General features: G+C 51.2%; 21 protein-coding genes. 20 read left to right on the top strand and 1 reads right to left on the bottom strand.

The annotated features are described in order from the left end of the window. Positions 1-16: 16 nt before the first annotated feature. The 20 genes from mioC to phoU all read left to right on the top strand — a co-directional run bounded on the left by mioC (position 17) and on the right by phoU (position 20,591). Complete coding sequence (mioC, locus tag IV433_RS16115) at positions 17-460, top strand: FMN-binding protein MioC (RefSeq protein ID WP_195814984.1); 444 nt, start codon at positions 17-19, stop codon at positions 458-460. 379 nt (positions 461-839) lie between these two features. Next, entirely contained in the window at positions 840-2,729 is a 1,890-nt protein-coding gene (mnmG, locus tag IV433_RS16110) for a tRNA uridine-5-carboxymethylaminomethyl(34) synthesis enzyme MnmG (RefSeq protein ID WP_101077839.1), read from the top strand. Positions 2,730-2,859: 130 nt separating this feature from the next. Next, entirely contained in the window at positions 2,860-3,480 is a 621-nt protein-coding gene (gene rsmG / locus IV433_RS16105; protein WP_195814983.1) for a 16S rRNA (guanine(527)-N(7))-methyltransferase RsmG, read from the top strand. A 649-nt stretch (positions 3,481-4,129) separates the two neighbouring features. After that, the gene (gene atpI / locus IV433_RS16100; RefSeq protein WP_195814982.1) at positions 4,130-4,528 is read left to right on the top strand and encodes a F0F1 ATP synthase subunit I; all 399 of its coding nucleotides are present in this window, start codon (positions 4,130-4,132) and stop codon (positions 4,526-4,528) included. 22 nt (positions 4,529-4,550) lie between these two features. Next, entirely contained in the window at positions 4,551-5,333 is a 783-nt protein-coding gene (gene atpB, locus IV433_RS16095; RefSeq protein ID WP_195814981.1) for a F0F1 ATP synthase subunit A, read from the top strand. A gap of 49 nt (positions 5,334-5,382) precedes the next feature. Then, positions 5,383-5,622 (top strand): F0F1 ATP synthase subunit C, encoded by a 240-nt coding sequence (gene atpE, locus IV433_RS16090; protein ID WP_004093904.1) that lies wholly within the window; start codon positions 5,383-5,385, stop codon positions 5,620-5,622. Between the two features lie 65 nt (positions 5,623-5,687). Continuing rightward, positions 5,688-6,158 carry a F0F1 ATP synthase subunit B gene (gene atpF / locus IV433_RS16085; protein WP_104923890.1) on the top strand — a complete coding sequence of 157 codons (471 nt, stop codon included), beginning with the start codon at positions 5,688-5,690 and terminating at the stop codon, positions 6,156-6,158. A gap of 14 nt (positions 6,159-6,172) precedes the next feature. Further along, positions 6,173-6,706, top strand: coding sequence for a F0F1 ATP synthase subunit delta (gene atpH, locus IV433_RS16080; RefSeq protein ID WP_152323765.1), 534 nt, complete (start codon positions 6,173-6,175; stop codon positions 6,704-6,706). 12 nt (positions 6,707-6,718) lie between these two features. After that, positions 6,719-8,260: a F0F1 ATP synthase subunit alpha gene (gene atpA, locus IV433_RS16075; RefSeq protein ID WP_152323764.1), complete on the top strand. Its 1,542-nt coding sequence runs from the start codon at positions 6,719-6,721 to the stop codon at positions 8,258-8,260. 71 nt (positions 8,261-8,331) lie between these two features. Then, positions 8,332-9,195, top strand: a complete 864-nt coding sequence (gene atpG, locus IV433_RS16070) for a F0F1 ATP synthase subunit gamma (protein ID WP_152323763.1) — start codon at positions 8,332-8,334, stop codon at positions 9,193-9,195. A 32-nt stretch (positions 9,196-9,227) separates the two neighbouring features. Then, positions 9,228-10,610 carry a F0F1 ATP synthase subunit beta gene (atpD, locus tag IV433_RS16065; protein ID WP_101077832.1) on the top strand — a complete coding sequence of 461 codons (1,383 nt, stop codon included), beginning with the start codon at positions 9,228-9,230 and terminating at the stop codon, positions 10,608-10,610. A gap of 27 nt (positions 10,611-10,637) precedes the next feature. Then, positions 10,638-11,060 (top strand): F0F1 ATP synthase subunit epsilon, encoded by a 423-nt coding sequence (locus IV433_RS16060; protein WP_101077831.1) that lies wholly within the window; start codon positions 10,638-10,640, stop codon positions 11,058-11,060. A 272-nt stretch (positions 11,061-11,332) separates the two neighbouring features. Beyond that, positions 11,333-12,703, top strand: coding sequence for a bifunctional UDP-N-acetylglucosamine diphosphorylase/glucosamine-1-phosphate N-acetyltransferase GlmU (gene glmU, locus IV433_RS16055; RefSeq protein WP_195814980.1), 1,371 nt, complete (start codon positions 11,333-11,335; stop codon positions 12,701-12,703). A 225-nt stretch (positions 12,704-12,928) separates the two neighbouring features. Next, entirely contained in the window at positions 12,929-14,758 is a 1,830-nt protein-coding gene (gene glmS / locus IV433_RS16050) for a glutamine--fructose-6-phosphate transaminase (isomerizing) (RefSeq protein WP_195814979.1), read from the top strand. Positions 14,759-14,912: 154 nt separating this feature from the next. After that, positions 14,913-15,785, top strand: a complete 873-nt coding sequence (gene rluF, locus IV433_RS16045; protein WP_152323760.1) for a 23S rRNA pseudouridine(2604) synthase RluF — start codon at positions 14,913-14,915, stop codon at positions 15,783-15,785. A gap of 215 nt (positions 15,786-16,000) precedes the next feature. Further along, entirely contained in the window at positions 16,001-17,041 is a 1,041-nt protein-coding gene (gene pstS, locus IV433_RS16040; protein WP_152323759.1) for a phosphate ABC transporter substrate-binding protein PstS, read from the top strand. 94 nt (positions 17,042-17,135) lie between these two features. Next, positions 17,136-18,092, top strand: coding sequence for a phosphate ABC transporter permease PstC (gene pstC / locus IV433_RS16035; RefSeq protein ID WP_152323758.1), 957 nt, complete (start codon positions 17,136-17,138; stop codon positions 18,090-18,092). Position 18,093: 1 nt separating this feature from the next. Continuing rightward, positions 18,094-18,981 (top strand): phosphate ABC transporter permease PstA, encoded by an 888-nt coding sequence (gene pstA / locus IV433_RS16030; protein ID WP_195814978.1) that lies wholly within the window; start codon positions 18,094-18,096, stop codon positions 18,979-18,981. A gap of 100 nt (positions 18,982-19,081) precedes the next feature. Continuing rightward, the gene (gene pstB, locus IV433_RS16025) at positions 19,082-19,849 is read left to right on the top strand and encodes a phosphate ABC transporter ATP-binding protein PstB (protein ID WP_013577692.1); all 768 of its coding nucleotides are present in this window, start codon (positions 19,082-19,084) and stop codon (positions 19,847-19,849) included. Positions 19,850-19,859: 10 nt separating this feature from the next. Continuing rightward, on the top strand, positions 19,860-20,591 hold the full coding sequence (gene phoU / locus IV433_RS16020) for a phosphate signaling complex protein PhoU (RefSeq protein ID WP_152323756.1): 732 nt from the start codon (positions 19,860-19,862) through the stop codon (positions 20,589-20,591). A gap of 80 nt (positions 20,592-20,671) precedes the next feature. On the opposite strand, the gene IV433_RS16015 is transcribed toward phoU, so the two are convergent. Then, positions 20,672-21,364 (bottom strand): TetR family transcriptional regulator, encoded by a 693-nt coding sequence (locus tag IV433_RS16015; RefSeq protein ID WP_195814977.1) that lies wholly within the window; start codon positions 21,362-21,364, stop codon positions 20,672-20,674. Positions 21,365-21,431: the final 67 nt, after the last annotated feature.

Raw genomic sequence — 21,431 nt, 5'->3', positions numbered from 1 at the left:
TCGGGTTGAGAGCACAATGGCAGACATTACCCTGATCAGTGGCAGTACGCTTGGCAGCGCCGAATATGTGGCAGAACACGTGGCAGAGAAACTGGAAGAAGCCGGTTTTTCGACCGAGATGTTTCATGGCCCGGAGCTGTATGAAGTCCCGCAGGACGGGATCTGGCTGATGGTGTGTTCAACACACGGTGCGGGTGAACTGCCTGACAATTTGCAGCCCTTTTTGGAACAGCTGGAAGATCAGCAACCCGATCTGTCCAAAGTGCGTTTTGGTGCCTTAGGTTTAGGCAGCAGCGAATATGACACCTTCTGTGATGCGATAGGCGCTTTGGATCGGAAACTGACCTCATTAGGGGCTAAACGGATCGGTGATCGTCTTGAGATCGACGTGACTCAACACGAAATTCCTGAAGATCCCGCTGAGGTTTGGGTCCTTAACTGGATTAATTTGATCAAATAAGTGTAAATTTCAGGCGATCAGATGTGGATAACTATGCTTAAAAGCAGGGTAAAACCCGTAGTTATCCCTCTAACAACTCCTGTACGCTTTTCATGCTGTGCATAACTCTCAATTCTGATCCCAGCTTATACTGGCCAGGATCACCGATCATTCACAGCATTGGATCCTTCTTAGCATCTTGATCTTCTTAAACAAAAGAGACTTATGCACAGAGGATCGCGATCCTAATAGAAGTATTAATAAGAGATCTTTAAATAAAAAAGATCTTCTTTTAATTAGTGAAGATCCCCGGGGACTTGTGGAACCTCTAAACTTGAGTAGAATCCCTCCTCCCAACGCCATACAAAGAAAGTTCGCTTGAACGCCGAGGTGCAGTCGCATGTTTTATCCGGATCAATTTGACGTCATCATCATAGGTGGTGGTCATGCAGGTACTGAAGCCGCCATGGCTTCTGCACGCATGGGACGTCAGACCTTATTATTAACCCACAATATCGACACGCTCGGACAAATGTCGTGTAACCCGGCGATTGGCGGGATCGGGAAGGGACATCTGGTTAAAGAAGTGGACGCACTGGGCGGACTGATGGCCACTGCCATCGATCATGCGGGCATTCAGTTTAGGATACTAAACGCAAGCAAAGGCCCTGCCGTAAGGGCAACCCGTGCTCAGGCAGACCGCGTGCTTTACCGCCAGGCGGTCCGTACTGCGTTAGAAAATCAGCCGAACCTGATGATCTTCCAGCAACCCGTTGAAGACCTGATCGTCGAAAACGATCGTGTCGTGGGTGCTGTGACCAAAATGGGGCTTAAATTCCGCGCGAAGGCCGTTGTGCTGACCGTCGGGACTTTCCTGGACGGGAAGATCCATATCGGTCTGGAGAACTACAGCGGCGGCCGTGCTGGGGATCCTCCTGCGATCTCTTTGTCACAACGCTTGCGTGAATTACCATTACGCGTAAACCGTCTGAAAACCGGTACACCGCCGCGTATTGATGCACGCTCCATTGATTTCAGTGTTCTTGCGCAACAACACGGCGATAATCCGGCGCCGGTATTCTCGTTCATGGGTAACGTATCGCAGCATCCGCGCCAGATCCCGTGCTACATGACCTACACCAACGAAAAAACGCATGATGTGATCCGCAATAATCTGGATCGCAGCCCGATGTATGCCGGGATCATCGAAGGGATCGGCCCGCGTTATTGCCCGTCGATCGAAGATAAAGTCATGCGTTTTGCCGATCGAAATTCTCATCAGATCTTCCTTGAACCGGAAGGCCTGACCAGCAATGAAGTCTATCCAAACGGAATTTCGACCAGCCTGCCATTTGACGTTCAGATGCAAATCGTCCGCTCAATGCAGGGGATGGAAAATGCGGTGATCGTTCGTCCTGGCTACGCTATCGAATACGATTTCTTCGATCCTCGTGATTTGAAACCGACGCTGGAAAGCAAATTTATCGCCGGTCTGTTCTTTGCCGGGCAAATTAACGGCACCACCGGTTACGAAGAAGCTGCAGCACAGGGCCTGCTGGCCGGTATGAATGCTGCACGCAGCGCCAGCGAACAAGAAGGCTGGGCACCACGTCGCGATCAGGCCTACCTTGGCGTTCTGGTTGACGATTTGTGCACACTGGGCACCAAAGAACCGTACCGTATGTTTACGTCTCGTGCTGAATATCGTCTGATGCTGCGCGAAGACAATGCCGATTTACGTCTGACTGAAAAAGGCCGTGAACTCGGTCTGGTTGATGACGCCCGCTGGGCACGTTTCAACCAGAAGCTGGAAATGATTGAACAGGAACGTCAGCGCCTGCGTGGGATCTGGGTCAATCCTCACCACGCTCAGGTTGAAGAGATTAACGCGCATCTTTCTGCACCGCTTTCGAAAGAAGCCAGCGCCGAAGAGTTGCTGCGTCGTCCTGAGATGACTTACGAACTGATCACGCGTCTCTCTCCTTTTGCCCCGGCTGTTCCTGACGTCCAGGCGGCAGAACAGGTTGAGATTCAGATTAAGTACGAAGGCTATATCGCCCGTCAGCAGGAAGAGATCGAAAAACAACAGCGCAACGAAAACACTGTGTTGCCTGTCGATCTTGATTACCGCCAGGTGAACGGTCTGTCGAACGAAGTGATTGCCAAGCTCAACGATCACAAACCGACATCCATCGGTCAGGCTTCGAGGATCTCCGGCATTACACCGGCTGCGATCTCCATTTTGCTGATCTGGCTTAAAAAACAGGGCTTACTGCGCCGCAGTGCCTGAACCACATCTTTAATGACCGCTCTTTAAACTCGAAGAGCGGTCAATTCTTGCTTTTCCCACTTTTCTGGCTGTTTTATCATTTCTAAACCGGGCTGTTCCCGGCATATCGACTCTGTCTGAGGATTTCACTGTGCAAAAGAAACTGGACTCGCTGCTTGCTGCGGCAGGAATAGCGTTACCCGATCAGCAAAAACATCAACTGATTGGCTATGTCGAACTGCTGCATAAGTGGAACAAGGCTTACAACCTGACTTCTGTCCGTGACCCGATGCAGATGCTGGTGCGTCATATTATGGACAGCATTGTGGTGAACGAGCATTTGCAAGGCAGCCGTTTCATTGATGTGGGAACCGGCCCTGGCCTGCCGGGCATTCCGCTCGCCATTGTCCGCCCGGATTCACATTTCACGCTGCTGGACAGCCTGGGTAAACGCGTACGCTTCCTGCGTCAGGTTCAGCATGAGCTGGGTCTGAAGAACATCGAGCCGGTACAAAGCCGCGTTGAAGAGTTTGAGCCAGAGCCACCCTTTGATGGCGTGATCAGCCGGGCATTTGCCTCGTTGCAGGACATGTTGTCATGGTGCCACCATCTGCCTCAGAAAGGGCAGGGGCGTTTTTATGCCCTGAAAGGCGTGCGCCCGGATGATGAGCTCAACGTGCTGCCGGAAGGTATCACTCTGGAAAACGTCATAAAATTGCAGGTCCCGGAACTTGACGGAGAACGTCATCTGGTAATTCTGACTGCAAACTAAAGTTGAGTTTTATCAAATAATCCTTAAAAAACGTGTGTGTTATCAGAGTTAAAATGAGCAGGCTAATTAAATAGCGTCGACGGCCTGTCAATTACTGATTTTTTACACACTGATAGCATTTCAGTGATGTTTTTATTTTAATCCGGGACGTAATAGTCACTTTTGAAATTGAACAATCGGCAACCTGCTGATATTCAACTTGTAATGAAAATGTTGTTATTTGTTGGCTTGTTGTATCAATAAATCGCGCCTATTTTTAAATAAGATTGATTATCAAACATGAGATTCTTAACAATCTGATTTATATGGCTTTTAAAAGGCCTGATTAGCTAAAGACATTCAAACAGCGCAAGGTATATAAAGAGGTCTGGGTTAATTATGTGATCCAGTGCACGCTTCTTTGTCAGGTGATGAAATAACCGAAGCAAAGTAAAAAGGGCAAATTCAGCTATAGTTTGGTGGTCAAAATAGTGATGAAGCGGAAAATTTAAATAATTGTTCACCTTTTCGCTACTTATCCATTGAATTCGTTCCAGTGCACCGTATAATTTGCTCGGTTTTTGCTGCTTGACTCAAAACAGTAAAGGCAGTGATATACGGCCTTCAGAATACCTCCAGCTAGGTACTTGATACGGAGAGAACAAACGTCATGTCTGTATCCGGTATTTTACACAGTGCCAATAGTGTGAAGGTTGCCAGAAAGCTGTTAATACTGCAGTTATTGACCTTTGTTCTGCTCAGTGCTGTATTTGGCTTTAAAAGCCTGGAATGGACCACATCGGCCCTTATGGGTGGTTTGGCCGCTTGGGTGCCAAATGTACTGTTTATGCTGTTTGCATGGCGCCACCAGGCGCAAACAACGGTCTCTGGACGGGTTGCCTGGTCCTTTGCTATCGGGGAAGCGCTGAAGGTTCTGGTTACGGTGATCTTAATGATTGTCGCACTTGGCCTGTTTAAGGCGGCTTTTGCTCCGTTGGGGTTGGCCTATTTATCGGTGTTGATGACTCAGATTTTGGCACCGGCCGTCATTAACAGTTACCGTACTTAACTACTAAAGGGTAAGAGGCATCATGTCTGCATCAGGAGAAATCTCTACTCCACAAGAGTATATCGGTCACCATCTGACTCAGCTTCAGATCGGGACGGGATTCTGGTCGATTAACATCGATTCGATGTTTTTCTCCGTGTTCCTCGGAGTACTCTTTCTGGTTATTTTCCATCGCGTAGCCAAAAACGCCACCAGCGGTGTTCCGGGTAAGCTGCAAACTGCAGTTGAACTGGTCGTTGGTTTCGTCGACAGCAGCGTGCGTGACATGTATCACGGCAAAAGCAAAGTGATTGCACCTCTCGCGCTGACCGTCTTCGTCTGGGTGTTTATGATGAACCTGATGGATTTGCTGCCAATCGATTTGCTGCCGTACATCGGTGAACACATCTTTGGTCTGCCAGCGCTGCGTGTGGTTCCAACGGCTGACGTGAACATCACGTTATCCATGGCACTTGGCGTATTCATTCTGATTCTTTTCTATAGCATTAAGATGAAAGGCTTTGGCGGTTTCATTAAAGAACTGACAATGCAGCCATTCAATCATCCGGTTTTCATTCCAATTAACCTGATTCTTGAAGGTGTCAGCCTGCTGTCTAAACCAGTTTCACTGGGTCTGCGACTGTTTGGCAATATGTATGCGGGTGAGTTGATCTTCATCCTTATTGCTGGCCTGTTGCCGTGGTGGTCACAGTGGATCCTGAATGTGCCTTGGGCCATTTTCCACATCCTGATCATTACGCTACAAGCCTTTATTTTCATGGTTCTGACGATTGTCTATCTCTCGATGGCATCTGAAAAACACTGATTTTCTTTCAACACTACTGCGTTTTAACTGAAACAAACTGGAGACTGTCATGGAAAACCTGAGTATGGATCTGCTGTACATGGCTGCCGCTGTGATGATGGGCCTGGCGGCAATCGGTGCTGCGATCGGTATCGGCATCTTGGGTGGTAAATTCTTGGAAGGTGCTGCACGTCAGCCTGACCTGATCCCTCTGTTGCGTACACAGTTCTTTATCGTTATGGGTCTGGTCGATGCAATCCCAATGATTGCTGTTGGTCTGGGTCTGTACGTGATGTTTGCTGTCGCCTAACACTGAGTTCGCTCAGCGTTAAACGAACTACATCAAATATTTCACTTTGAAAGAGGCATTGTGCTGTGAATCTTAACGCAACAATCCTCGGCCAGGCTATCGCGTTTGTCCTGTTTGTCGTGTTCTGTATGAAGTACGTATGGCCGCCAATTATGGCTGCCATCGAAAAACGTCAGAAAGAGATTTCTGAAGGTTTATCTTCTGCAGAACGTGCAAAAAAAGAACTGGATTTAGCGCAAGCCGATGCGACCGACCAACTGAAGAAAGCCAAAGCTGAAGCTCAGGTAATCATCGACCAGGCGAACAAGCGTAAAGCACAGATCGTCGACGAAGCGAAGACCGAAGCCGAGCAGGAACGTAACAAGATCGTAGCGCAAGCTAAGGCAGAGATTGACGCCGAACGCCAACGCGCCCGCGAAGAGTTGCGTAAACAGGTCGGGATTTTGGCCATTGCTGGCGCCGAGAAGATCATCGAACGTTCCGTGGATGAAGCTGCTAACAGCGACATCGTTGATAAACTGGTCGCTGAACTGTAAGGAGGGAGGGGCTGATGTCTGAATTTGTAACTGTAGCTCGCCCCTACGCCAAAGCAGCTTTTGACTTTGCCGTTGAGCACCAAAGCTTAGATCGCTGGCAGTCCATGTTAGCGTTCACGGCTGAAGTCACGCGCAATGAACAGATTGAAGAACTGCTTTCCGGTGCTAGCGCGCCAGAAACTTTGTCTAAAACGTTTATTGCCGTATGTGGTGAACAACTCGACGACGCAGGCCAGAACCTGATTAAGGTAATGGCCGAAAATGGACGTTTACGCGTTCTTCCTGAAGTGTTGCAGCAGTTCATCGAACTGCGCGCCTCACTGGAGGCGATTGCTGAAGTTGATGTGACCTCAGCAAATCCACTGACGGAAGAACAGCAGGCAAAAATTGCTGCTGCGATGGAAAAACGTCTGTCTCGCAAAGTTAAGCTGAATTGCAAAATTGACAAGTCTGTTCTTGCCGGTGTCATTATCCGTGCAGGTGATATGGTGATTGATGGCAGCGTTCGCAGTCGTCTTGAACGCCTGGCAGACGTCTTGCAGTCTTAAGGGGACTGGAGCATGCAACTGAATTCCACCGAAATCAGCGAACTGATAAAGCAGCGCATTGCTCAGTTCAATGTAGTGAGCGAAGCTCACAATGAAGGTACTATCGTTTCCGTCAGTGACGGGATCATCCGCGTGCACGGCCTGGCCGATGTCATGCAAGGCGAAATGATTGCGCTGCCGGGTAACCGCTACGCTATCGCCCTGAACCTGGAGCGCGACTCTGTAGGTGCCGTTGTCATGGGCCCTTACGCTGACCTCGCCGAAGGTATGAAAGTAAAATGTACTGGCCGTATCCTGGAAGTTCCCGTTGGCCGTGGCCTGCTGGGTCGCGTTGTTAACACCCTGGGTGCGCCAATTGACGGTAAAGGTCCGGTAGAGCACGACGGCTTCTCAGCTGTTGAAGCAATCGCACCGGGCGTTATCGAACGCCAATCCGTAGACCAGCCTGTGCAGACAGGTTATAAGTCCGTTGACGCCATGATCCCAATCGGTCGTGGTCAGCGTGAACTGGTCATCGGTGACCGTCAAACCGGTAAAACTGCTCTGGCCATTGATGCGATCATCAACCAGCGCGATTCCGGCATCAAATGTATCTATGTGGCTATCGGCCAGAAAGCGTCCACCATTTCTAACGTGGTTCGTAAACTGGAAGAGCACGGCGCACTGGCAAACACCATCGTTGTTGTTGCAACTGCATCAGAATCTGCTGCACTGCAATACCTGGCACCGTACTCCGGTTGCGCAATGGGTGAATACTTCCGTGACCGCGGCGAAGACGCACTGATCGTTTATGATGACCTGTCTAAACAGGCTGTTGCTTACCGTCAGATTTCCCTGCTGCTTCGTCGTCCACCAGGTCGTGAAGCATACCCTGGCGACGTTTTCTATCTCCACTCCCGTCTGCTGGAACGTGCTGCGCGTGTAAACGCCGATTACGTTGAAGCATTCACTAAGGGTGAAGTGAAAGGCAAAACCGGTTCCCTGACTGCGCTTCCAATCATTGAAACGCAAGCAGGTGACGTTTCCGCGTTCGTTCCGACTAACGTAATTTCGATTACCGATGGTCAGATCTTCCTGGAATCAAACCTGTTCAACGCTGGTATTCGTCCTGCGGTTAACCCGGGTATTTCGGTATCCCGTGTTGGTGGTGCTGCTCAGACTAAGATCATGAAAAAACTGTCCGGTGGTATTCGTACCGCTCTGGCACAGTACCGTGAACTGGCTGCGTTCTCGCAGTTCGCATCTGATCTGGATGAGGCAACCCGTAAACAGCTGAATCACGGTCAGAAAGTGACTGAGTTGCTGAAACAGAAACAATACGCTCCGATGTCCATCGTTGCGCAGTCTCTGATCATCTTCGCAGCAGAACGTGGTTACCTGGAAGACGTTGAGTTGTCCAAAGTCGGTAGCTTCGAAGCGGCACTGTTGGCTTATGCTGACCGTGAGCACGGCGAGCTTCTGCAGCAAATCAACCAAACTGGTGCGTACAACGATGAGATCGAGGGGAAATTCAAAAATATCCTCGATACCTTCAAAGCAACCCAGTCCTGGTAATACTAAACGGCCCTGCTGCCCTGCTTTTAGCAGATAAGCAGCAGGCCGTTTGGTCATGAGGAGAAGCAGAGATGGCCGGCGGAAAAGAGATACGTAGTAAGATCGGCAGCGTGCAGAACACGCAAAAGATCACTAAAGCGATGGAAATGGTCGCCGCCTCCAAAATGCGTAAAACGCAGGATCGCATGGCGGCCAGCCGTCCTTATGCAGAAACCATTCGTGAAGTGATTGGTCACCTCGCGCTCGGGAATCTGGAATACAAGCACCCTTACCTGGATGAGCGTGAAGTTAAACGCGTCGGGTATCTGGTGGTGTCTACCGACCGTGGTCTTTGTGGTGGTCTGAACATTAACTTGTTCAAAAAACTGCTCACAGAGATGAAAGATTGGTCCGCGAAAGGCGTTGAGGTTGACTTAGCCCTGATCGGTTCCAAAGCAGCTTCTTTCTTCGGATCCGTTGGGGGCAACGTTGTTGCTCAGGTGACTGGCATGGGGGATAACCCTTCCCTGTCAGAGCTGATCGGACCGGTGAAAGTGATGTTGCAAGCTTTCGACGAAGGTCGTTTAGACAAGTTATGCGTTGTTAGCAATAAATTCGTCAATACCATGTCTCAGGAACCACGCATCGTTCAGTTGTTGCCTCTGCCACCGGCAGAAGACGGCGAACTGGCGAAGAAATCCTGGGATTACCTGTATGAGCCAGACCCTAAAGCACTGCTGGATACCCTCCTGCGCCGCTATGTGGAATCTCAGGTTTATCAGGGCGTCGTAGAAAACCTGGCCAGCGAACAGGCCGCGCGAATGGTAGCGATGAAAGCCGCAACCGATAACGGCGGCAGCCTGATCAAAGAGCTGCAGTTGGTATACAACAAAGCTCGTCAGGCCAGCATCACTCAGGAACTCACCGAGATCGTCGGGGGAGCCTCCGCGGTTTAAGCTAGGTTTACGAATTACGTAGAGGATTCAAGATGGCTACTGGAAAGATTATCCAGGTAATCGGCGCCGTGGTGGACGTCGAGTTCCCTCAGGATGCGGTACCGAACGTGTACCATGCTCTTGAGGTAGAAAACGGTACCTCCAAGCTGGTGCTGGAAGTTCAGCAACAGTTAGGCGGCGGCGTTGTTCGTTGTATCGCAATGGGTACATCAGATGGCTTGCGTCGCGGTCTGAAAGTGAACAACCTGGAACACCCAATTGAAGTTCCGGTGGGTGTTGCAACACTGGGTCGTATCATGAACGTATTGGGTGAACCAATCGACATGAAAGGTGAAATCGGCGAAGAAGAACGTCGTGCAATTCACCGTGCTGCGCCTTCTTATGAAGAGCTGGCAAACTCCCAGGAATTGCTGGAAACCGGTATCAAAGTTATGGACCTGATGTGCCCGTTCGCTAAGGGCGGTAAAGTCGGTCTGTTCGGTGGTGCGGGTGTAGGTAAAACTGTAAACATGATGGAGCTGATCCGTAACATCGCGATCGAGCACTCCGGTTATTCAGTGTTTGCAGGCGTGGGTGAACGTACTCGTGAGGGTAACGACTTCTACCACGAAATGACCGAATCCAACGTTATCGACAAAGTTTCCCTGGTCTATGGTCAGATGAATGAGCCACCAGGTAACCGTCTGCGCGTTGCACTGACCGGCCTGACCATGGCGGAGAAATTCCGTGATGAAGGTCGTGACGTACTGCTGTTTGTTGACAACATTTACCGTTACACCCTGGCCGGTACCGAAGTGTCTGCACTTCTGGGCCGTATGCCATCAGCGGTAGGTTATCAGCCAACGCTGGCGGAAGAGATGGGCGCTCTGCAAGAACGTATCACCTCTACCAAAAGTGGTTCTATCACCTCCGTTCAGGCCGTTTACGTTCCTGCGGATGACTTGACTGACCCATCTCCAGCCACCACCTTTGCTCACTTAGATGCAACCGTGGTACTGAGCCGTCAGATCGCGTCTCTGGGTATCTACCCGGCGGTTGACCCACTGGATTCCACCAGCCGTCAGCTGGATCCACTGGTTGTTGGTCAGGAACACTATGATGTGGCTCGTGGCGTGCAGTCTATTCTGCAACGTTACAAGGAACTGAAAGATATCATCGCGATCCTGGGTATGGATGAGTTGTCAGAAGATGACAAACTGGCCGTATCCCGTGCGCGTAAAATCGAACGCTTCCTGTCCCAGCCATTCTTCGTGGCCGAAGTCTTCACCGGTTCTCCGGGCAAGTTCGTATCGCTGAAAGATACCATTCGTGGTTTCAAAGGCATTATGGACGGCGACTACGATCACCTGCCAGAGCAAGCGTTCTACATGGTCGGCACCATTGAAGAAGCAGTGGAAAAAGCCAAGAAACTGTAACGCTAGTTTGTTGTGAGAGAGGATGACATGGCTGAAAAAGCTTACCATCTGGATGTTGTCAGTGCGGAAAAACGTATGTTTGCCGGCATGGTACAAAAAATCCAGGTGACGGGTAGCGAAGGCGAACTGGGTATTTTCCCGGGGCATGCTCCGCTGCTCACCGCCATCAAGCCTGGCATGGTGCGCATTGTTAAAGAACACGGTGAAGAAGAGTATATCTATCTTTCCGGTGGCATCCTTGAGGTGCAGCCGAATGCAACGACCGTGTTGGCTGATACTGCAATCCGTGGGCAAGACCTCGACGAAGCGCGCGCGCTTGAAGCTAAGCGCAAAGCGGAAGAACACATTAGTGGTTCTCACGGCGACGTTGATTACGCTCAGGCGTCAGCGGAACTGGCTAAGGCGATCGCGAAACTTCGCGTTATCGAACTGACCAGAAAAGCGATGTAACAACATCATTGAGAAAAGCGACCTTCGGGTCGCTTTTTTTTTACCTTTAAAAAAGGGTGTTTTTCAGCATTTTCCCCAAGGCTAATTTTGGCTTTTGGTGGAATACTTGCGTGATTAATGGACGTATTACCCTCAGTTTTTTTGTTATAGTCTATATCGTGTTCAACCCTTGCGGGCTGTGGCTTACAGGCGGTTTTTGACGCGAAATATGTAGTAATTCGTTCATATAACGGGTTACTTTTGTCACTCAAATTGGATTTGTCAGGTCATCTATGTCAAACAGCGCACTGAGTGTGGTGATCCTTGCCGCGGGCAAGGGAACACGCATGTATTCCAACCTCCCTAAAGTTCTTCATACATTGGCGGGCAAGCCAATGGTTCAACACGTCATTGATGCGGCCACGCAAGTGGGTGCCAGAAACGTGCATCTGGTCTATGGCCACGGTGGCGATCTACTGAAGAAAACGCTGGCTGGCAGTGAACTGAACTGGGTATTACAGGCTGAACAGCTGGGTACCGGACATGCAATGCAACAGGCTGCGCCTTTCTTTGCGGATGACGAAGATGTCCTGATGCTTTACGGTGATGTTCCGCTGATCTCGGTCGAAACGCTGGATAAGTTGCTGAAAGCTAAGCCTGAAGGTGGTATCGGTTTGCTGACCGTCGTACTGGATAATCCAACCGGCTATGGCCGCATCGTGCGTGAAAATGGCATTGTGACCGGCATCATTGAGCAGAAAGATGCGAATGCTGAGCAGCTTAAAATCCAGGAAATTAATACCGGTATTCTGGTGGCCAACGGCGCATCGTTCAAACGCTGGCTCGGTCAGCTGAACAACAATAATGCGCAGGGCGAGTATTACATTACCGACATCATCGCGATGGCACATGCGGAAGGCAATCTGATCGCCACCGTTCATCCGGCGCGTGACAGCGAAGTGGATGGCGTGAATAACCGCCTGCAACTTTCCCGCCTTGAGCGCGTATATCAGACCGAACAGGCCGAACGCCTGCTTCTGGAAGGCGTAATGCTGATGGATCCGGCGCGCTTTGATCTCCGTGGCGAGTTGTCTCATGGGATTGATGTGGTGATCGACACCAACGTCATTATCGAAGGCCACGTTAAACTGGGCGATCGCGTGAAAATCGGTGCGGGTTGCGTGCTGAAGAATTGCGTGATCGGCGATGACTGCGAAATCAGCCCTTACAGCGTATTCGAAGATGCGGTGCTGGAAAGCGGTTGTACGGTCGGACCTTTCGCCCGTCTGCGTCCGGGTGCCGAACTGGCTGAAGGCGCTCATGTGGGTAACTTCGTCGAAATCAAAAAAGCGCGTCTGGGTAAAGGTTCGAAAGCAGGACATCTTTCCTATCTTGGCGACGCTGAAATTGGCGACAACGTGAATATCGGCGCGGGGACAATTACCTGCAACTATGACGGCGTGAACAAAAGCAAAACGATTATCGGCAATGACGTCTTTGTCGGATCGGATACGCAGCTGATTGCGCCGGTCACCGTGGGCAATAACGTCACCATCGCTGCCGGAACAACCGTGACGCGCGATGTGCCGGATAACGGTTTGCTGCTGAGCCGCGTCCCGCAGGTGCATAAGCCGGACTGGCAGAAACCTGTGAAGAAAAAATAAGCTACCCTGAAACGTAGTGCGTCAGGCGCAGAAATTTGCGCCTGATTTCTTTCTGTCGCTTTGTATTTTGGTCTGCATTTTTATCCGAATGCAGACCAAAACATAATAATCCCCAACTTCTACAAGGCTCGGGGAACCGTACGTACACCGGAAAACGGGGCGTGTGGATAAATCAGGTCAGGCATCAAAAAAGGTCCCGAAAGACCTTCAATAGGAATAAAACTGATGTGTGGAATTGTAGGCGCAGTAGCGCAACGCGATATTGCTGAAATTCTGTTGGAAGGTTTACGCCGTCTGGAATACCGCGGTTATGACTCAGCGGGTCTGGCCGTGATTGATGCAGACGGAAAAATGGGGCGCCTGCGTCGTCTGGGCAAAGTCCAGATGCTGGCTGACGCTCTGGATCAACATCCTTTGCACGGCGGTACCGGTATTGCACATACCCGCTGGGCAACGCACGGTGAACCTTCTGAAGCGAACGCACACCCGCATGTCTCTGATTACATTGCGGTAGTGCACAACGGAATTATCGAAAACCACGAACCTTTGCGTGAATTACTGATTGAACGCGGTTACCGTTTTGATTCCGAAACGGATACCGAAGTGATCGCGCATCTGGTGCATTGGGAACAACTTCAGGGCGGCACGTTGCTGGAAGTCGTTCAGCGTGTGATCCCTCAGCTGCGCGGCGCTTATGGCACCGTGGTAATGGACCGACGTGATCCGTCCGTTCTGGTCGCAGCCCGTTCCGGCAGTCCGCTGGTAATTGGTCGTGGCGTGGGTGAAAACTTCATTGCCTCCGATCAGCTGGCGCTGTTGCCTGTCACCCGTCGCTTCATGTTCCTGGAAGAAGGCGATGTGGCCGAGGTTAAACGCCGTTCGGTCAGCGTGTATGACAAAAACGGTCATGCCGTTGAGCGCGCAGAAATTGAGTCCAAAGTGCAGTACGACGCCGGTGACAAAGGCGAATACCGTCACTACATGCAAAAAGAGATTTACGAACAACCGCTGGCGATCAAAAACACGCTGGAAGGTCGTTTCAGCCACGGTGAAGTGAATCTGAGCGAGCTGGGCGAAAAGGCGGATGAGATCCTGTCCCGCGTTCAGCATGTTCAGATCATTGCCTGCGGCACGTCATACAACTCCGGTATGGTGGCGCGTTACTGGTTCGAATCACTGGCCGGTATGCCTTGTGATGTCGAGATTGCGTCGGAATTCCGTTATCGCAAATCTGCCGTTCGTCCTGGCAGCCTGATCATCACCCTGTCTCAGTCCGGTGAAACCGCCGATACGCTGGCTGCGCTGCGCCTGTCCAAAGAGTTGGGTTACCTCGGTTCTCTGGCTGTGTGTAATGTTGCCGGTTCTTCGCTGGTGCGTGAATCCGATCTGGCGCTGATGACCAAAGCGGGCACGGAAATCGGCGTGGCCTCGACGAAAGCGTTTACTACACAGCTGACCGTTCTGCTGATGCTGGTGGCGCGTATGGGTCGTCTGAAAGGCATGGCACCGCAGGTTGAACATGACATTGTTCACGCGTTACAGGCGCTGCCTGCGCGTATCGAACAGATGCTGTCGCTGGATAAAACCATCGAATCGCTGGCGGAAGGCTTCTCTGATAAACATCATGCGCTGTTCCTCGGCCGTGGCGATCAATACCCGATCGCGATGGAAGGTGCGCTGAAGCTGAAAGAGATTTCTTACATTCATGCGGAAGCCTATGCGGCAGGCGAGCTGAAACACGGCCCGCTGGCGCTGATTGACGCGGATATGCCGGTGATCGTCGTCGCACCTAACAACGAACTGCTGGAAAAGCTGAAGTCGAATATCGAAGAAGTGCGCGCCCGCGGCGGCCTGCTGTATGTCTTCGCCGATCAGGATGCCGGTTTCACCGACAGCGACGGTATGAAGATCATTCAGTTACCGCACGTTGAAGAAATCGTCGCACCGATTTTCTACACGGTTCCGTTGCAGCTGCTGTCTTACTACGTCGCGCTGATAAAAGGTACTGACGTAGACCAGCCACGTAATCTGGCCAAATCGGTCACAGTAGAATAAGCCTCGCTGGCTTTGAAACTGCCTGCTAAGCGCCCATCCAGGGCGCTTTTTTATTTCTAAAAGGCTAAGGCGTGGTCACGATTCTCCTCTCTCAGGCTTCGTTAGCCGCCACGGATAAGGTATAGTCCGCCTTTTTACGAAGGTGATTTGCTGAATGCTGTCCAACCCCTCCATTCGTCTCAACAAATACATTAGCGAGAGCGGGATCTGCTCACGCCGTGATGCCGATCGTTACATTGAACAGGGAAACGTTTTTATCAATGGCAGACGCGCCTCCGTGGGCGCACAAGTATTTGCCGGTGATGTGGTGAAAGTGAACGGCCAGCTGATTGAACCACGTGATGAAGAAGATTTAGTACTTATCGCGCTCAATAAGCCCGTGGGGATCATCACCACGATGGAAGACGGTGAGCGGGACAACATCAGTGACTTCGTTAACCACAGCAAACGCGTTTTCCCTATCGGGCGTCTGGATAAAGATTCTCAGGGCCTGATTTTACTGACCAACCACGGTGATCTGGTCAATAAAATCCTGCGTGCGGGCAACGACCACGAAAAAGAATATGTCGTAACGGTCAACAAACCGGTGACGGATGAGTTTATTACCGGCCTGGGCGCGGGTGTACCGATGCTGGGAACGGTGACCAAAAAATGCAAAGTGAAGAAAGAAGCGCCCTTTGTATTTCGTATCACGCTGGTTCAGGGGCTTAACCGCCAGATCCGCCGTATGTGTAAGCATTTTGGCTTTGAAGTCACCAAGCTTGAGCGTGTGCGGATCATGAACATCAACCTGAAAGGCCTGCCTTTGGGGGAATGGCGTGATTTGACGGACGATGAGTTGGTCGAATTATTCAGACTGACTGAAAACTCAACTTCGGAAGAGAAGCCGGCCAAAAAAACGCAGTCTAAACCTGCTCAGGCCAAAAAACCGGTTGTCACAAAACCGAAAAATACCGAGAAACCCGACGGAAATTCAGCTTCCCGTAAACGTTTTGCACAACCAGGACGTAAAAAGAAAGGGCGTTAAGTCCGCATCCCTTTCCGCTGCCACCGGCCTTCGGGCCGGTTTTTATTTGATCAGTCCGCTTCAGTTTGCCCATCTCGCCTAAATTGTGACCAGTGTCATAAAACTGTCATATAACGTACATTTTACTGTCACCAAACTGTCCTATTTTCCTCCTGTGCCAAACACTTTATAAATCTCGACCTGGGTCGAACAAAAAAAACCACTAGGAGTGGAACATGAAATTGATGCGTAACACCGTCGCCGGTATTGTAGCAGCGACTTTCTCCCTCACAGCAATGTCTGCTTTCGCTGCTAGTAATCTGACTGGCGCTGGCGGCACCTTCCCTGCACCTGTCTACGCTAAGTGGGCGGACGCATACCAGAAAGCAACCGGTACTCAGGTTAACTATCAGGGCATCGGTTCTTCCGGCGGCGTGAAACAAATCATCGCCAAAACCGTTGATTTCGGCGCATCTGATGCTCCGATGAAAGAAGAAGATCTGAACAAAAACGGCCTGTTCCAGTTCCCTACCGTGATCGGTGGCGTGGTACTGGCTGTGAATATCCCGGGTATCAAATCAGGTCAGCTGACGTTGGACGGCGCAACGCTGGGTGATATCTACCTGGGCAAAATCAAAAAGTGGAACGACGCGGCGATCACTAAGCTGAACCCGGGCGTGAAACTGCCAGATACCAATATCGCCGTTGTTCGTCGTGCTGACGGTTCCGGTACTTCTTTCGTGTTCACCAGCTATCTGGCAAAAGTGAACAACGAGTGGAAAGAGAAAATCGGTTCAGGCTCAACAGTTAACTGGCCTACCGGTCTGGGCGGCAAAGGTAACGACGGCGTGGCCGCATTTGTACAGCGTCTGCCGGGCTCAATCGGTTACGTAGAATATGCTTACGCTAAACAAAATAACCTGGCTTACACCAAGCTGGTTGATGCGGATGGCAAGGCGATTAGCCCGACAGAAGAATCCTTCAGTGCAGCAGCTAAAGGCGCTGACTGGAGCAAAACCTTCGCTCAGGACCTGACTTTCCAGAAAGGCGACAACGCGTGGCCAATCAGCTCCACCACCTTCATCCTGATTTACAAAGATCAGCAGGATGCGACCAAAGGTGCTGAAGTTCTGAAGTTCTTCGACTGGGCTTACAAAAACGGCAATAAACTGACGACTGACCTGGATTATGCAACGCTTCCACCTTCAGTGGTTGAGCAGGTTCGTGCAGCCTGGAAAGCAAATATCAAAGATAGCAGCGGCAAAGCACTTTACTAGGATCTGACGTCTCGTCTGATATAGAGTACAAGTCTTCTGCTTCATTCCCTCTCCGGCCGGGGAGGGAATTAAATCTTAATTAAAAGAGAGTGGTATGGCTGAATACAAGCCGGCTATCAAAGCACCAAGCAAAAACGGTGACATCCTTTTCGGCGCGCTGGTCAAACTGGCTGCGCTGATCGTGTTATTAATGCTGGGCGGAATCATCGTCTCGCTGTTTATTGCTTCGCTGCCTAGCATTGAAAAATTCGGATTATCCTTCCTGTGGACGAAAACATGGGATGCCCCGAATCAGCAGTTCGGCGCACTGGTGCCTATTTACGGTACCGTCGTGACCTCGATTATCGCCTTACTGATTGCCGTTCCCGTCAGTTTTGGTATCGCATTATTCCTCACTGAACTGGCACCTAACTGGATGAAACGTCCGCTGGGTATTGCCATCGAACTGCTGGCGGCGATCCCCAGCATTGTTTACGGCATGTGGGGTTTATTCGTTTTCGCTCCGTTGTTTGCGCAGTATTTCCAGACACCGGTCGGTGATGTGCTTTCTGGGATTCCGATTGTTGGCGCGCTTTTCGCCGGCCCGGGATTTGGTATTGGCATTTTGGCGGCAGGAGTCATTCTGGCCATCATGATCATTCCGTATATTGCCTCCGTCATGCGTGACGTGTTCGAGCAAACGCCGGTCATGATGAAAGAATCGGCCTACGGAATTGGTTGTACGACCTGGGAAGTGATCTGGCGCATCGTGCTGCCGTTCACCAAAAATGGTGTCATCGGCGGTGTCATGCTCGGTCTTGGCCGTGCGCTCGGCGAAACCATGGCGGTGACCTTCATTATCGGTAACACCTACCAGCTCGACAGCATTTCGCTTTATGCGCCCGGCAACAGTATTACCTCGGCGCTGGCGAACGAATTCGCCGAAGCTGAAGCGGGTCTGCACACGTCCGCTCTGATGGAACTGGGTCTTATCCTGTTTGTTATCACCTTTATTGTTCTGGCGCTGTCGAAAGTCATGATTCTGCGTCTGGCTAAGAAAGAGGGCCGTTAAGATGACGACACTCGAAATGCAAAGTAACGCAGCCTTACTGGAATCGCGTCGTAAACGTCAGGCATGGCGCCGTCAGAAGAACCGTCTGGCGCTGATGATTTCCATGCTGACCATGCTTTTTGGCCTGTTCTGGCTGGTCTGGATCCTGTTCACGACCGTCGTGAAAGGCGTAGACGGCATGTCCCTGGCGCTGTTTACCCAAAACACACCGCCGCCAAATACGGCAGGCGGTGGTCTGGCGAACGCCATTGCGGGTAGCGGACTGCTGATTTTATGGGCGACGGTTATCGGTACGCCGCTGGGCGTGATGGCGGGGATTTATCTGGCAGAATATGGCCGTAAATCCTGGCTGGCGGAATTCATTCGCTTCATCAACGACATTCTGCTTTCTGCTCCTTCCATTGTGGTTGGCCTGTTCGTTTACACCATCATGGTGGCGAAAATGGGGCACTTTTCTGGCTGGGCGGGCGTACTGGCGCTGGCGTTGCTGCAAATCCCGATTGTTATCCGTACCACGGAAAACATGCTGAAACTGGTGCCGGACAGCCTGCGTGAAGCGGCTTATGCGCTGGGGACGCCGAAATGGAAAATGATTTCTGCGATCACCCTGAAAGCCTCTGTTTCCGGCATTATCACCGGTATTTTGCTGGCTATCGCCCGCATCGCCGGCGAAACCGCACCGCTGCTGTTTACGTCGCTCTCCAACCAGTTCTGGAGCACCGACATGATGCAGCCGATCGCCAACCTGCCGGTGACCATCTTCAAGTTTGCGATGAGCCCGTTTGGCGAATGGCAACAACTGGCCTGGGCGGGCGTGCTGCTGATTACAGTGTGTGTGCTGTTGCTGAACATTCTGGCGCGTGTGATCTTCGCCGCGAAGAAGCAGTAAGTTAATTCATTACTGATGGCAGAGTTTTTCACTCTGCCGTCACTGTTTACCCGGCGTCGCACAGCGGCGCGCGCAAAAGAGAGATGTCTTAATGAGTCGAATGACTGACGCATCCAACAGCAAGATTCAGGTTCGCGATCTGAATTTTTATTACGGTAAATTCCACGCGCTGAAAAATATTTCCCTGGATATCGCTAAGAACGAAGTCACGGCATTCATCGGCCCGTCAGGTTGTGGTAAATCCACGCTGCTGCGTACGTTTAACAAAATGTACCAGCTTTACCCTGAGCAGCATGCAGAAGGCGAAATTCTGCTCGATGGCGAAAATATTCTGGTCGATAAACAGGATATCGCGCTGCTGCGTGCCAAAGTCGGCATGGTCTTCCAGAAACCGACGCCGTTCCCGATGTCGATTTACGACAACATCGCGTTTGGTGTTCGTCTGTTTGAAAAACTTTCCCGTACGGACATGGATGAGCGCGTGCAATGGGCGCTGACTAAAGCCGCTTTGTGGAATGAATCCAAAGACAAGCTGCACCAGAGCGGTTACAGCTTGTCCGGCGGCCAGCAACAGCGTCTGTGCATTGCGCGCGGCATTGCTATCCGTCCTGATGTTCTCCTGCTTGATGAACCGTGTTCGGCGCTGGATCCCATTTCAACCGGCCGTATCGAAGAGCTGATCACCGAGCTAAAATCTGATTACACCGTGGTGATCGTGACCCACAACATGCAGCAGGCTGCGCGTTGTTCAGACCGCACTGCGTTTATGTATTTGGGTGAGCTGATCGAATACAGTGACACTGACTCGCTGTTTACTTCGCCAGCGCGCAAACAGACTGAAGATTACATTACTGGCCGCTACGGTTGAGGTAAGAACGATGGACAACCTGAACTTAAACAAACACATTTCCGGCCAGTTTAACGCCGAGCTCGAGCACATCCGTACGCAGGTTCTGGCGATGGGCGGGCTGGTTGAACAGCAACTGACTGATGCGATCACCGCGATGCACAATCAGGATGCCGAACTGGCGCAGCGCGTCATCAAAGGTGATGACAAAGTTAACCTGATGGAAGTGGCGATTGACGAAGCGTGCGTGCGCATTATTGCCAAGCGCCAGCCGACCGCCAGCGATCTGCGTTTGGTGATGGCGATTATCAAAACCATTTCTGAGCTGGAACGTATCGGCGATGTGGCGGATAAAATCTGCCGTACCGCGCTCGAGAAATTCTCGCATCTGCATCAGCCGCTGCTGGTCAGCCTGGAATCTCTGGGCCGCCATACGGTAGAAATGCTGCACGACGTGCTCGACGCATTCGCGCGTATGGATCTTGACGAAGCGGTGCGTATTTACCGTGAAGATAAGAAAGTGGATCAGGAATACGAAGGCATTGTGCGTCAGCTCATGACCTACATGATGGAAGATCCGCGTACTATTCCAAGCGTCCTGACCGCGTTGTTCTGCGCCCGTTCCATTGAGCGGATCGGCGACCGTTGCCAGAATATTTGTGAATTCATCTTCTACTTCGTTAAAGGGCAGGATTTCCGTCACGTTGGCGGCGATGCGCTGGACAAATTGCTGACAGACGGCAAAGACGCGGCGAAAGACTGATCGGTCACTGATACTCGTCATACAAAATTTTCGCCATAAAAAAGGCCTCTTACGAGGCCTTTTTGCTGTGCGCTGATGCGTTATTTCATCACATACCGCAGTGCCACCACCACCGCCAGCTGGCGATAATGCGCGACCTGCAAATCCACTTCATCAGGGTTTTCGAACAGCGCTCCGAACGTGTACTGGTTCGCGACCTGATGCACACACAGGCTGCTGATCAGCCGGTGAACGTCGCGCGCCTGGGAATCTTCCTTAAATAAATGGCTCTGTTTTCCACGTTCGAGAATATCTTCCAGCAGCGTTAACGCCGTTTTGTTGATTTCGCGGATGCTGGTGGACTGACGGATAAAGCGGCCGCGCAGCATGTTTTCTGTCGACACAATGCGGATGAATTCCGGGTGAGAAACGTGAAAATCGAAGCTGGCTTCCACCAGTTTGACGATCGCCTCCGCCGGGGGAAATGACGACAAATCCAGATCCAGCTCGTGCTGGCGGATGCCGCGGTAAACGTGCTCGAGCACCAGCATGTACAGGGCTTCTTTGGTCTTATAGTGATAGACCACCATACGTTTTGTGGTGCTGGCGTTTGAGGCGATATTTTCCATACGCGCGCCCATCAGGCCGGATTCAGCGAATTCAGCCAGAGCACTGTCGAAAATGCGCTGTTTCAGTCCTATCGGATCATTTTTACGTCCCGGCGCCGGGGAACTTTGGCTGCTCAGCGTCATATCCTCATTAATAACCTCAATCTCGCCACAGAGATTAACCATTGATTCGATCAGTTACAATCTGTGCGTTCATACAAGCCGCCAACACTTGACGAATGCGGCATGAAGG

It is taken from the genome of Rahnella laticis (assembly GCF_015644585.1).
Taxonomy (GTDB): Bacteria; Pseudomonadota; Gammaproteobacteria; order Enterobacterales; family Enterobacteriaceae; genus Rahnella; species Rahnella laticis.
Note: the sequence above shows the minus strand (reverse complement) of the source record. Positions and strands in the feature narration are given on the sequence as shown.

Bases quoted from the DNA above. Each gene is read 5' to 3' on its own strand.
- mioC (WP_195814984.1), top strand. From the start codon at position 17: ATGGCAGACATTACCCTGATCAGTGGCAGTACGCTTGGCAGCGCCGAA.
- mnmG (WP_101077839.1), top strand. From the start codon at position 840: ATGTTTTATCCGGATCAATTTGACGTCATCATCATAGGTGGTGGTCAT.
- atpI (WP_195814982.1), top strand. From the start codon at position 4,130: ATGTCTGTATCCGGTATTTTACACAGTGCCAATAGTGTGAAGGTTGCC.
- atpB (WP_195814981.1), top strand. From the start codon at position 4,551: ATGTCTGCATCAGGAGAAATCTCTACTCCACAAGAGTATATCGGTCAC.
- atpE (WP_004093904.1), top strand. From the start codon at position 5,383: ATGGAAAACCTGAGTATGGATCTGCTGTACATGGCTGCCGCTGTGATG.
- atpH (WP_152323765.1), top strand. From the start codon at position 6,173: ATGTCTGAATTTGTAACTGTAGCTCGCCCCTACGCCAAAGCAGCTTTT.
- atpA (WP_152323764.1), top strand. From the start codon at position 6,719: ATGCAACTGAATTCCACCGAAATCAGCGAACTGATAAAGCAGCGCATT.
- atpG (WP_152323763.1), top strand. From the start codon at position 8,332: ATGGCCGGCGGAAAAGAGATACGTAGTAAGATCGGCAGCGTGCAGAAC.
- atpD (WP_101077832.1), top strand. From the start codon at position 9,228: ATGGCTACTGGAAAGATTATCCAGGTAATCGGCGCCGTGGTGGACGTC.
- IV433_RS16060 (WP_101077831.1), top strand. From the start codon at position 10,638: ATGGCTGAAAAAGCTTACCATCTGGATGTTGTCAGTGCGGAAAAACGT.
- glmU (WP_195814980.1), top strand. From the start codon at position 11,333: ATGTCAAACAGCGCACTGAGTGTGGTGATCCTTGCCGCGGGCAAGGGA.
- glmS (WP_195814979.1), top strand. From the start codon at position 12,929: ATGTGTGGAATTGTAGGCGCAGTAGCGCAACGCGATATTGCTGAAATT.
- rluF (WP_152323760.1), top strand. From the start codon at position 14,913: ATGCTGTCCAACCCCTCCATTCGTCTCAACAAATACATTAGCGAGAGC.
- pstS (WP_152323759.1), top strand. From the start codon at position 16,001: ATGAAATTGATGCGTAACACCGTCGCCGGTATTGTAGCAGCGACTTTC.
- pstC (WP_152323758.1), top strand. From the start codon at position 17,136: ATGGCTGAATACAAGCCGGCTATCAAAGCACCAAGCAAAAACGGTGAC.
- pstA (WP_195814978.1), top strand. From the start codon at position 18,094: ATGACGACACTCGAAATGCAAAGTAACGCAGCCTTACTGGAATCGCGT.
- pstB (WP_013577692.1), top strand. From the start codon at position 19,082: ATGACTGACGCATCCAACAGCAAGATTCAGGTTCGCGATCTGAATTTT.
- phoU (WP_152323756.1), top strand. From the start codon at position 19,860: ATGGACAACCTGAACTTAAACAAACACATTTCCGGCCAGTTTAACGCC.
- IV433_RS16015 (WP_195814977.1), bottom strand. From the start codon at position 21,364: ATGGTTAATCTCTGTGGCGAGATTGAGGTTATTAATGAGGATATGACG.